12 protein-coding genes are annotated in these 12,493 nt (G+C 33.1%); 3 read left to right on the top strand and 9 right to left on the bottom strand.

What is annotated here, in order from left to right:
- Positions 1-86 precede the first annotated feature (86 nt).
- The gene (locus LS65_RS02720) at positions 87-1,046 is read right to left on the bottom strand and encodes a transaldolase (protein WP_034362694.1); all 960 of its coding nucleotides are present in this window, start codon (positions 1,044-1,046) and stop codon (positions 87-89) included.
- Between the two features lie 70 nt (positions 1,047-1,116).
- Here LS65_RS02720 and LS65_RS02715 point away from each other — a divergent pair, with 70 nt between their 5' ends.
- Positions 1,117-1,341, top strand: coding sequence for a hypothetical protein (locus LS65_RS02715; protein WP_034362695.1), 225 nt, complete (start codon positions 1,117-1,119; stop codon positions 1,339-1,341).
- Between the two features lie 11 nt (positions 1,342-1,352).
- Here LS65_RS02715 and LS65_RS02710 read toward each other — a convergent pair whose 3' ends face one another.
- The 4 genes from LS65_RS02710 to LS65_RS02695 are packed head-to-tail and all read right to left on the bottom strand — an operon-like array spanning position 1,353 to position 4,617.
- Positions 1,353-1,940: a hypothetical protein gene (locus LS65_RS02710; protein WP_034362696.1), complete on the bottom strand. Its 588-nt coding sequence runs from the start codon at positions 1,938-1,940 to the stop codon at positions 1,353-1,355.
- Positions 1,937-2,704, bottom strand: a complete 768-nt coding sequence (locus LS65_RS02705; RefSeq protein ID WP_034362697.1) for an MlaD family protein — start codon at positions 2,702-2,704, stop codon at positions 1,937-1,939. Before LS65_RS02705 ends, LS65_RS02710 begins: the two co-directional genes overlap by 4 nt.
- 9 nt (positions 2,705-2,713) lie before the next feature.
- Positions 2,714-3,493, bottom strand: a complete 780-nt coding sequence (locus tag LS65_RS02700) for an ABC transporter ATP-binding protein (protein WP_034362698.1) — start codon at positions 3,491-3,493, stop codon at positions 2,714-2,716.
- Positions 3,490-4,617, bottom strand: coding sequence for an MlaE family ABC transporter permease (locus tag LS65_RS02695; RefSeq protein ID WP_236096597.1), 1,128 nt, complete (start codon positions 4,615-4,617; stop codon positions 3,490-3,492). The genes LS65_RS02700 and LS65_RS02695 overlap by 4 nt, the downstream gene beginning before the upstream one ends.
- Before the next feature lie 267 nt (positions 4,618-4,884).
- Here LS65_RS02695 and dnaN point away from each other — a divergent pair, with 267 nt between their 5' ends.
- Positions 4,885-5,946 carry a DNA polymerase III subunit beta gene (dnaN, locus tag LS65_RS02690; RefSeq protein WP_034362700.1) on the top strand — a complete coding sequence of 354 codons (1,062 nt, stop codon included), beginning with the start codon at positions 4,885-4,887 and terminating at the stop codon, positions 5,944-5,946.
- Between the two features lie 35 nt (positions 5,947-5,981).
- Positions 5,982-8,300, top strand: coding sequence for a DNA topoisomerase (ATP-hydrolyzing) subunit B (gene gyrB, locus LS65_RS02685; protein WP_034362701.1), 2,319 nt, complete (start codon positions 5,982-5,984; stop codon positions 8,298-8,300).
- Between the two features lie 3 nt (positions 8,301-8,303).
- Here gyrB and LS65_RS02680 read toward each other — a convergent pair whose 3' ends face one another.
- From LS65_RS02680 to rsmA, 4 genes are read right to left on the bottom strand one after another with little or no spacing between them, the layout of a single operon-like run.
- A complete protein-coding gene (locus LS65_RS02680) occupies positions 8,304-8,543 on the bottom strand; it encodes a DUF2443 family protein (RefSeq protein WP_034362703.1) in 240 nt (79 codons plus the stop codon).
- Positions 8,544-8,566: 23 nt separating this feature from the next.
- Entirely contained in the window at positions 8,567-9,538 is a 972-nt protein-coding gene (locus LS65_RS02675) for a KpsF/GutQ family sugar-phosphate isomerase (RefSeq protein WP_034362705.1), read from the bottom strand.
- 21 nt (positions 9,539-9,559) lie between these two features.
- A complete protein-coding gene (locus LS65_RS02670) occupies positions 9,560-11,662 on the bottom strand; it encodes a ribonuclease J (RefSeq protein ID WP_034362706.1) in 2,103 nt (700 codons plus the stop codon).
- Positions 11,631-12,464 (bottom strand): 16S rRNA (adenine(1518)-N(6)/adenine(1519)-N(6))-dimethyltransferase RsmA, encoded by an 834-nt coding sequence (gene rsmA, locus LS65_RS02665; protein ID WP_034362708.1) that lies wholly within the window; start codon positions 12,462-12,464, stop codon positions 11,631-11,633. The genes LS65_RS02670 and rsmA overlap by 32 nt, the downstream gene beginning before the upstream one ends.
- Positions 12,465-12,493 lie beyond the last annotated feature (29 nt).

Here is a 12,493-nt window from a genome sequence, read left to right as displayed (position 1 = left end):
CTATTCTAGACTTCACTTATCTTTATAAGTGCTAGATTCTTGTTTGGGAATCTAGCAATGCCTTATTTTCTCTAACTAAAATAAAACTATAAAGTTTTTAAAAGTTCTTCAAAACTTTGTTTAAAGCTTTCTAATCCCTCATCAAGCAGCCTTTTAGCGACATTATCATATACAACACCACATTCTTTGAGATTGTGCCAAAAATCAAGGCGCGTTTTAGAATCTATAAGTGATGTTTGAGCTTTATTTAAGCTTTTTTCATAAGCTCTAATCGCATCAAGCGGGGCTGTATTCACACTATGAGGTAAAATCAAATTTTCAACATAATAGCTCTGTGAATAATTCTTATCTTTCATACCTGTGGAAGCAAATAAAGTGCGGATATTCTTCTCATCATAATTTTCAATCACCTCATAGCAATCCATAGCATTTATAATGCCTGTTTGCAAATGTAGATTCGTAGGCAAAGTAGAATCTAGCATTCTATCAAAACGCGAAACAAACACGCTGATAACGCCTTGTGGATTTTCTTTTGAATCTTTAAAACCACTTTGCAAAGCACTAGCGCATTCTTTAGCCTGATAGGGTGTAAAAATAAGTGTCGCATTCACACTTACACCCTTTTGTGCAAGAACACTCATCACTTCATATCCCGCGTGCGTAGCTGGAACTTTTATCATCACATTTGGCATATTTATATGTCTAAAAAGACGAAGTCCTTCATCTATACTTTTGCTTGCATTATCAGACAAAAATGGGTCAATCTCAATACTCACAAAACCATTAGCATTATTTTTTTCCCACAGAGGCTTTAGAATCTGCGCTGCTCTTTGAATATCTGCAATAGCAAGGCTTTCATAAATATCTTTTTGTTTTGCACCTTTTAAAGCGCGTATAGAATCTGCATAAGCAGGGGTTTTAAGACTTTGAGCAAAAATACTAGGATTGCTTGTTGCTCCCTGTATCAATCCTGAATCTACAAGATCTTTAAATTCATTTTCTAAAAAATCCTTTTGAATAAAATCACACCATAGACTAAATGACATTTTTGCTCCTTTATTATCTTTTTGTGAAAATCAAATGGCAATATTACAATAAAAAGATGAGGAGAATCTTATGAGATACAAATTAATGATGTGCGGGTTTAGTGCAATGTGTGAAAATATGCAAGAAGTGCGTGATAGATTAAAAGTAATCCCCGTGCAAAGAGCAGAGCTTGAAAGTTCATCGTGCTATGTTTTTGACTTACACACAGCACAAACTTATTATATTATTCCCCAAGCACAAGGTTGGGTGATACAAGATGAAAATGGCAGAGCAGTTGATGAAAATTTACCCTAAATTTTTAGATTCTATAATTTCTTTAAAAGTTGCGTAAATACCTCATCACTCGCCTTTACAAAACCTAAAGCAAGTGAAGAATCTGTTAGAGATTCTAAAGAAATGCTTGATTCAAGAGTGCCGCTTTTACTTTGATGATTTTTAAGAGAAAATATTTCATAGAAAATTTGTATTTGTGCTTTATATGTGCCATTAGTCTGCACAATTTGTAAAACAAGAAGTGAGATTTTAAGTGTTTTATCAAGCTTTTGTGTGCCAAATGGTGGAATTGATACTTCAAAACATTGCTCTTGTGCCTTAAGAATCAAAGTGTTTTTAAGCATATTTTTTGGCGAACTTATCCATTTTTTTGTCTCTAGTGTGCTTATTTGGAGATTTTTTGAATCTAAAAGATAAATATTCGTGTTATCATAAGGTGCAATGGCGTGTATATCAAGCAATGCAAGTTTTTTATAAGTCTTACAGGTGGCTTTTGTTTGTATCGTATTTTGTAAATTAAAATACGATACTTTATCCACATCTTGAGCAATTTTAATATCAATACAAGCAGTCAAAATCCACGCGCATACGCATATAATAACCCATTGTATGATTTTCATTTTTTATCCTTTGTGTTTTTAGATTCTTTACCAAAAAAGCTATCATAGGGGTTTTTATCGACTTTATCCAAAAACGCTGAAGCTTTTGTAAAAAAATCACTCATATCTTGCAAACTCCCTTGTAGTTGAAAAAGTGTAGGTGTGAGAATCTCACGCATATTATATTCACCATCTTTCATTTGTGTATGAAGCTGCTCACTTACTTTTTGCAAATATACTATTGTTGTGTGTAAATCTCTTAAAAGTAAATGTATCTCGCCGTTATTTTCATCAAACATACGATTAGTGTTCTTTAAAAGTAAATCTACATTACTTCCTAGCTCACTTGCTTGTTCTATAATTTTGTCAAACCCAGCTTTATCTAAGGCAATTACCCTTTTGCCCTCATCATTCTCTTTTAATATTTCACCACTACCTTGAGTGAGTGAAAGATAATTTGCCCCCGCTAATCCTTGTGAGCTTACCACTACTTTTGCACTTTCACGCACAGGTAGATTAGAATCTAAAAGCATTTGAATCTCAATTATGCCTTCTTTGATATTTTTAAATTTCACATCACGCACACGCCCCACGCTAATACCTTTATAACGAATAGGAGTATTTACGCCAATGCCACTTACCTCATCAGAACTATAAGCATAATAACGCGTATATTTTGTAGAATCTACTTCAAAACGATTAAGCCATAATACAAAAGCAATCATTAAGACTAAAACAACAAAAAAGAGTATGCCAATCCATACATATCGGACATTGCGTTCCATATTTTCTCCTTATAATATATGCTCTTTAAAACTCTGCCAAAATCGCTCTCCACGCCTACCACTAAAAATTTTCGCACTTGTTTGTCCTTGATACATATTTGTATAAAGCTCGGGTAATGTGCCTTCAAATACAATATTTTTGTCTTCGAGTAAAATCAATCTATCAACACTATCTTTAATAGAATCTAAATCGTGTGTAACCATTACAATCGTAATTTTTAGTATTTCTTTGAGTTTAATAATTAATGCATCAAATCTCTCTGAGCTCTGTAAATCAAGCCCACTTGTAGGTTCATCTAAAAATAAAATATCTGGGCTAAGTGCTAAAGCTCTAGCAAGTGCTACTCGTTTTTTCATACCACCAGAGAGTTCATAAGGATACTTAGAAGCCACATCTACACTTAAACCTACCATTTCAAGCCACATTTTTGAAATTCGCTCAATACTTGCACTATCATAATGACTTTTTTGTGTGAGTAAAAAGCCAACATTATCAAGCACATTCATTGATGAAAATAATGCTCCAAATTGAAACATCACGCCACAACGATCAAGAATCCTTCCTCTCTTATCCTCAGACAATGCCCAAATATTCTCTCCAAAAAATTCTATTTTTCCAGAAGTTGGCTTTTCTAAAAAAAGCATATTTTTAAGCAATGTGCTTTTACCACTTCCGCTTCCACCTAAAATACCAAATATTTCACCTTTTTTCACATCAAAACTAATCCCATTGTGAATAACTATATCACCATAATGGGTATAAAGATTCTCTACCTTAATAATACTCATATATCAAGCCTTGTTGTGATAACTGAAAATATTGCATTAATTAAAATTACCCAAAAAATGGCATTTACTACACTTTTTGTTGTCTCTAACCCCACAGATTCTGTATCACCTTTTACATATAAACCACGAAAACAACCTACAAGAGCAACAGCTGCTCCAAAAAATGGTGCTTTTATGATACCTACCCAAAAATGTTGAATCCCCACATACTCATAAAATCTTTCCAAATACTGCACAAAATTAATACCTGTTTGCATTTTTACTGCAAGCATTGCTGCGAATAAACTCACTACATCAGCCATAAAAACAAGCAAAGGCATAACAATTACAAGAGCTAACACGCGAGGCAATACGAGATAATCATACAGGCTAAGATTCATCGTTTTGAGTGCATCATTTTCTTCTGTAAGATTCATTACACCAATTTGCGCACTAAAACTTGATGCGCTTCTTCCTGCAACAACAATAGCAAGGATAAAAGGACCCATTTCACGCAAAGATAGCTTTGCGACAATTTCCACACTCATTAAGGGCACACCCATTTTTTCTAACTGCAACACACCTTGCAAAGCAATCGCATAACTCACGATAAAAGCTGTAAGTAAAGCAACAGGTAAAGCTTTGAATCCAGATTCATTCATATGATAAAATATAGAGCTATATTTAAAACGACTTGGCGAAAGAACAGAGAGGAAGAAATACCATAAGCACATACCACAAAAATGTAAAAAATCAATTAAAGTATGATAAAAATACACAACTTTCTTCCCCAAAAAACCAAAAAAAAGATGCAAGAAAAAAGAAAAATTATATGAAAAACTATGAGTTTTAGAATCTTTATCTTGTGTATATTTTAAAAGCGAATGAAACATTTCATCAATATGCGTATTTGTGCCTACTAGCGTAAAATTTTTGCCCTGCAATACTTCACAAATAAATGCACAAAACACATAGTCAATCGATGAAATATGTGTAAAATCACAAACAATACATTGTTGAGAATCTAAAGAAGAGAAAATTTTCACCAACTTCTTTTGTATTGATTTATCTAACTTCCAATCACACTCCCCATAAAACACAATACACACTTCATCTAAAGTAGAACTTACCTTAAAATGCATCATTCCCTTGCCTCTATCTGCTTAATCTTAAAAACAAAAATTATAACAAAAGCTTGTAATATTATATTTCACCCCAAAGATTCTCAACATTCACCCATTAAAAATACCAAAATCTAAAAATTTTTAGATATAATTAAGTGAATTTATGTGATTTAACCTTAAAAATTATTCACAGATTATTAATAAAGCTGAAAGCAGTTTGAGAGTGTTTTTCACTTTTTCACATTCTCTACTACTTCTACTAAAATTATTTTATAAAGGACATTGCAGATGAAAATCTCACTTCCAAAAAGCTTACTTGAAACCATTCTCACAAATTGCCAAAATTTTCTTGATAAAAGAGATCACTCACAAATCACTTCACATATTTACTTTGAAGCAAAGGAAGATACTTTCATTCTTAAAGCCACTGACTATGAAATCTCTCTTGAATCTCGCATAAATACACCTTCAAGTGCTCAAGGAAATGCGACCGCAAATGGTAAAAAGATTCTTGATATCATTAAAAATCTTAAAGATGATGAAGTAACCATTGAAACTAAACAAGATTCTATTCACATTTCACAAGGTAAAGCACGAACAAAACTTCCTATGTTTAATGCTGATGAATTTCCACAATTCCCAGAATATGACACAGATAAAAGGATTCAAATAGAACCCATAAAATTCTTACAATCTATCAAAAAAATTAATCCCGCAGTTGATACAAATAATCCAAAATATGAACTTAACGGTTCCTTGCTCGATATTAAAGAATATAGTTTTAATTTTGTCGCCACAGATACAAGACGTCTTGCATTGATTGAACACAAAAGTCAATCCATAGATACATTGCCACTTGTAATACCCAAAAAAGCTATCAATGAAATAACAAAGCTTTTCATTGATAATTTTGAAATTTATCATAATACTACGCATTTAATTATCAAAAATGATAAATATACTTTCTATACAAAGCTCATCAATGGAAAATATCCAGATTATGAGAAAATCATTCCTAAAGATTTTAAACATAAAGTTCTTTTACCTAAAGACAAAATTATTCACGCTTTACAATTTGTAAAATCACTTGCAAATAATATCAAAGTTACATTCACACCGAACGAAGTGCTTTTTGAAACTTTAAACGAAGAAAGTGGTGAAGCTTCTATACCAATTGAACTTCAAACAGGTATTGAATATTTAAGTCTTGGCATCAATTCTCGGTATATCCTTGATTTTCTTTCACAAATTGATAGTAATGAATTTACACTCTGTATCAATGAACCAAATACGCCATTTGTTGCTATGAGTGAAAACTTTTCAACTGTCATTATGCCTGTGATTCTTTAAATTAAAAATTTTTTATAATTTTGGAGCATTTTTTAATGGAAAAAAAAGAATATCAAGCAAGTAATATTAAAGTTTTAAAAGGTTTAGAAGCCGTCAGAAAACGACCAGGTATGTATATAGGTGATACAAATATTGGTGGCTTACATCATATGATTTATGAAGTAGTTGATAATTCAATAGATGAAGCTATGGCAGGATATTGCAATAAAATCAATATTACTCTTACTATGGAAGGAAGTGCTATTATTGAAGATAATGGACGAGGGATTCCTGTAGATATTCACCCAACTGAAAATCTTCCTGCTGCCACTTTAGTGCTTACTACACTTCACGCAGGTGGAAAATTTGACCAAGATACTTATAAAGTATCAGGTGGGTTACACGGTGTAGGTGTATCAGTAGTAAATGCTCTATCTGTCCGTCTTATTATGACAATTCATAAAAATGGCAATATCTATCGTCAAGAATTTGCTAAAGGTATTCCTCAAAGTGAGTTAGAAATCATAGGAGAGAGCAAAAAACACGGCACAACAATAGAATTTTTCCCTGATGGAGAAGTGATGGAAGTGCTTGAATTTGATAAAGAGATTCTCATTCGTAGATTCAAAGAAATGGCATATCTTAATCATAATATCACTATTCATTTTAAAGATGAACGCATACAATTTGAAGAAATTTATCACTTTGAAGGTGGATTAAAACAATTTATTCAAGATATAAATAAAAAACCTCTTATCTCCTCAATAATAAGTTTTGAAGCAGCAGAGCAAGAAAGTGAAGTTGAAATTGCTTTAGCCTATAATGAAGGCTATGATGAGAAAGTTTTAAGTTTTGTAAATAATATTCGTACACCCGATGGTGGCACTCACGAAGCAGGATTTAGAGCAGGATTAAGTCGTGCAATTATGAATTATATTGAAGCAAATGCAAATGCACGTGAGAAAGATGCAAAAGTAACAGGTGATGATGTGCGTGAGGGACTTGTAGCAATTATTTCTACAAAGATTATTGATCCTCAATTTGAAGGGCAAACAAAAGGCAAACTTGGAAGTTCCTTTGTCAAACCAATCGTGCAAAAACTTACTTATGAGAAACTTTCTAAATTTTTTGAGGAGAATCCAAATGAAGCAAAAGCCATTATGCAGAAGGCGATTATGGCAGCACGGGGAAGAGAAGCAGCTAAGAAAGCACGAGATTTAACACGTAAAAAAGAAAATTTTTCAGTTGGCACATTACCAGGTAAGTTAGCTGATTGCCAAAGTAAAGATCCGAGTATATCAGAAATTTATCTTGTAGAGGGTGATAGTGCCGGTGGTAGTGCAAAACAAGGGCGTGATAGAGCTTTTCAAGCAATTTTACCATTGCGTGGGAAGATTCTTAATGTTGAAAAATCTCGTCTTGATAAGATTCTTAAATCTGATGAAATTAAAAATATGATTACTGCTTTTGGTTGTGGTATTGGTGAAGAATTTAATTTAGAAAAACTCCGTTATCATAAAATCATCATTATGACAGATGCAGATGTTGATGGAAGCCATATCCAAACGCTTTTAATGACATTTTTCTATCGTTATTTAAAGCCATTGGTGGAAAATGGACATATCTATATTGCTCAACCGCCACTTTATCGTTATAAAAAGGGTAAAAAAGAAATATATCTTAAAGATGAACGTGCTTTAAGCGAATACTTAATTGAAAATGGCATTGAAAATTTTAAGTTTGAAGGTGTTGGTAACCGTGAATTACTTGAGATTCTTAAATTTATTTCACATTATCGCTCAATCCTCAAGGAGCTAGAAAAACGTTATCCGATGATTGAAGTTGTGCGTTATTTGGTTGAAAATGAACAATTTGATAATCTTAGCCTTGAAGCACTTAGTCAAAATATAGAATCTTATCTCATAAGTAAGGAATGTAATATTCTTAATAAAACTGCCACACAAGAACAAATTACGCTTTATGTGCAAACAAAAGTTGGACTTGTAGAGCTTGGTATCAATGATTCACTTTTAATGGATAACTTTTTTCAAGAAGCACGATTTATTTATAAAAAAATTGCTGATAGAGATTTGAATTTTCTTAATGATGAGGATATTCTTAACTTTTTAGAAAGAATTGAAGAAAGTGCTAAAAAAGATGCGTATATTCAGCGATATAAAGGTTTAGGAGAGATGAATCCAGACCAATTATGGGAAACGACAATGATTCCAACTAATCGCACACTCTTGCGTGTAAAAATTGATAATGACATAAATACTGATGAAATTTTTACACTCTTTATGGGTGATGAGGTAGAGCCACGAAGAGCTTATATACAAGAGCATGCTAAAGATGTTAAACATTTAGATGTGTAAGATCTAAAAAACAAGTAGTTCGCGTTTAAGCTTATTGAGTGCGTCAATTTGTGCTTTAAGATTATTGATTTCTACATCAATTTGCGAAAGCAAGTCAAAGCTAAGGTGTTCAGGCATATCTTGTGAGCCACGTTTAATCATAATATAGTCAATAAGCGAGATTTTAGCAATGTTGAGTAAGATATTAATATCATCACGGATATCTTCAATGTTTTTAAAAATTTCATCTATTTTTTCAAACATATGCTCTCCTTAAGTGGTTTTTATTATCTAAGCCCAGCAGCAATTAATGTATGTAAGTGTATAACACCTTGTATATGATTTTGCTTATCTGTAATAATAAGAAGTTGAATCTTATTTTCTTCCATTAATTTTAATGCATCAAATGCCAAAATATTAGGATTATCACAAATTTTAGGTTTGAGTGTAGCATAGTTACTCACAGGGTCATTCAAATTAAAATGCTTTTTCATCATTGCACGGCGTAAATCACCATCACTTAAAATACCCAATACTTTGTTATTTTGGACAATAATAGCACTTCCTAATCGTTTCTCACTCATTATAATGATTGCTTGAGAGAGAGACATATCAGGTGTGATAAGGGGAAGATTCTCTATTTGCATTAAATCTTTAATTTTTACAAAAAGTTGTTTGCCTAATGCACCACCAGGGTGAAATGAAGCAAAGTTATCTGCTTGAAAATCACGTTTTCTCATTAAACACACAGCTAGAGCATCTCCAAGTGCTAGAGTAAGTGTAGTAGAGCTTGTAGGTGCAATATTAAGTGGACAAGCTTCTTTTTGAATACTAATGTCTAAAAAATAATCACCCATACGCGAGAGAGGAGAATCCTTATCTTTACTCATCGTGATGATAGGATTCCCTAATCTCTTGATATGCGGAATGATATTAAGTAACTCTTCACTTTTGCCACTATAGCTAATAGCAAGAATAATGTCATTTTTTTGCAATAAGCCTAAATCGCCGTGCATTGCTTCAGTAGGGTGCATAAATACACTAGGTGTGCCTGTGCTAGAAAGTGTAGCAGAAATTTTTGCACCAATAAGTCCGCTTTTACCTACACCACAGACAACAAGTTTGCTTTGAGAATCTACAATCAAATTAACAATTTTTTCAAGCTCTATGCCATTGAGTTTTTTTGTCGCTTCAAGGAGAGTGGCAGATTCTATTTCAAGAACTTCTTTTGCAATGAGTGCATAATCTAACTTTGCCATCTTTTTCCTTATTTTATAATGTTATACGACATAAATCATTGGCACAATTGTTGGATATTTTTTGACTTTTTTAAAAATATGTCGTTTGAACACATTATACACCTCATTTTCAATATTTTTAGCATTAAATCCTTCAGGTTTAAAGTTTTTTATTACAAATTCAAGTGTTTCATTCATTTCTTTTTCAAAACCTTTATCTTCTTTATCTGCTACAAGTCCATAGCTTGATATTTTGGTTTCCAATATTTTACGCTCTTTGTTTATGCGTGCAGAAATAATTACGATTCCATCTTGAGCTAAAGCTTGGCGGTCAAGCACTACATCATTTTCGATTTGGCGATTGATTTGGTTGTCTATGAAAGTTTTACCATTTTTAACACTTCGCACTTTTTTCATATAATTAGGATTTACTTCAATTTGGTCACCATCTTCCATAAGAAAAATATTTTTTTCCAATACTCCACAAGCAATTGCTGTTTGTTTATGCTTAGCAATATGATTATATTCTCCATGCACAGGAAGAAAGAACTTTGGTTTAATAAGCCGCAGCATAAGTTTTTGCTCTTCTTGAGCAGCGTGTCCGCTCACGTGAATTTCACTAAAATCTTGATAAGCTACTTTTGCACCTGCTTTAAGAAGAAAATTAAGCACAACAGATACAGAGCCTTCATTACCCGGAATTGCCTTGGCAGAAATAATCACCATATCACTTGGTTTAATTTTAATATGTCTATGCTCATCTGTTGCCATACGATAGAGTGCACTCATAGTTTCACCCTGACTTCCTGTAGTAACAATAAGCACTTCTTCATCCGGGTATTTTGCCACTTCGTGGGCTTCAATAAAAATATTTTGGGGCAAGTCAATATAGCCAAGCTCGCGCGCAATTTCAAGATTCTTTTCCATAGAGCGTCCAATTACTGCAACTTTTCTATTAAATTTCATTCCGTAGCTGATTGCTTGATACACACGATGAATATTTGAAGAAAAAGTGCTCATTATTACGCGTCCCTCTGCTTGCTTGAAGAGAGATTCAAAAGTCGGTCCTACACTTGCTTCACTTGGTGTTGTTCCACTACGATGAGAGTTTGTGGAATCGCTAAGTAAAAGCATAACACCTTCTTCTCCATAATGTGCCAAGCGATGTAAATCTGTGGGGAGATTATCAATGGGTGTATGGTCAATTTTAAAATCACCTGTGTGGATAATGACACCGGCTTCAGTGCGTATAGCAAGGGCAGAAGCATCAATAACAGAGTGTGTAATGTTAATCCATTCAACTTCAAATGCTCCAATTTTGATTGGTTTGCGCTTTTCGACAATTTTAAAAAATGAACGAAATTTCTTTAATCCGTGTTCATCAAATTTACTTCCTATCATACCAAGTGGTAGAGGTGTGCCATAAATAGGAAATTGTAAAAGTTTAAAAAGATATGGCACAGCACCAATGTGATCTTCGTGTGCGTGAGTGATGATTACCCCAGCGATTTTGTCTTTGATAGCAAAAAGATAACTAAAATCGGGCACAAGAATATCTACGCCGTGCATATCTTCATTAGGAAAACTCATACCCACATCAATGACTATTGCAGAATCTGGCGTTTCAATCACCGTGATATTTCCACCAATTTCACCTAAACCACCAAGAGGTGTAATGCGCACACTTGCTTTTGTATTGAGATTGAGTTTGTTATGTGGATTAAGGCTTTGTCTTTGGATTCTTGTATTAGCCTCTACTCCTCGTTTAAGGTCTTTGTGTAGCCCTAGATTATCTTTTTCATTGACATCTCTAACTTCTCGAATACCATTTTTGCTTTCATCATCATTTTTAGTTTGATTGTGATGAGGAGATTGTGGATTCTTATTTTGCCATCGTTGTTTGTCAAACGATTTTTGCTCTTGTTCTGTATTATATAAATTTTTATTTTGATTGTTTTGGTTGTGTGATTTTGATTGTTTTGGTTTGTGGTGATTTTCTTTGTATTTATTATTTTTGTCTTTAGCATTTTGTGGGCGAGAGAGAGAAATCATATCATTGGCTTGTTCTTCTGGAGATTTTTTTTTGAAACTATCGCTAAAAGATTGAAAATTGCTATTTTGTTCTGATGTATTCTTGTCTTCCATTGGTGTGTCCTTTTTTGAGAATTTGTAAAATATGGTGAAAACTTTTTGTCTCTACTTCGTGCGGTCGTGCATTCAATGGCACAGATACAGATTCTAAAGCTTCTTGCACTTTTTCTTTATCAAAAGATGTGCTAAGATTTTTTAGAAGTGTTTTGCGTGGCGCACAAAAAGCACATTTTAAAAAAGATTCTAATTCATAAAGAGAAAAACCTTCAAACGAGTGGGAATTATGTTTATTAATCGTAAAGACAGATGAAGTTACTTTTGGCATAGGAGAAAAGGCAGTGTTAGGCACATCAAAAAGTATTTGTGCTTCACCTAAGCTTTGAGTCAAAACGCTTAAAGCACAAAAAGCACTTTTCCCATTTGTAGCACAAAATTTTTGTGCTACTTCCTTTTGTGTCATTACAATCAAGGCACGACAAAAATCATCACGCAAAAGTCGTAAAACAATATGTGTCGCAATGTAATAAGGAAGGTTAGAAACAACCTTATATTCATTTTCATAAAGCCACCGCTGTTCTTGTGAAAGATTTAAAATATCTTCATAGATAATTTTTAACCGCCCACTTTGAATATGACTAGAAAATTTTTTATCAAGTAAAGAACATAAGTCTAAATCGACTTCATAGGCTATCAAGGATTCTATTTTTAATAGCTCTTGTGTCAAATCACCCAAGCCAACCCCAATTTCTATACATTGAACAGGAAATATGGGAATGGATTGGACAATCTTGGTAAGATAGTAAGAATCTTGCAAGAAATTTTGTCCAAAATATTTTTTTGCCCGATATGTTTCCACTACACTACCTTTATTTGAGCGGTATTATA

It is taken from the genome of Helicobacter japonicus, assembly GCF_000762845.2.
GTDB lineage: Bacteria > Campylobacterota > Campylobacteria > Campylobacterales > Helicobacteraceae > Helicobacter_C > Helicobacter_C japonicus.
Note: the sequence above shows the minus strand (reverse complement) of the source record. Positions and strands in the feature narration are given on the sequence as shown.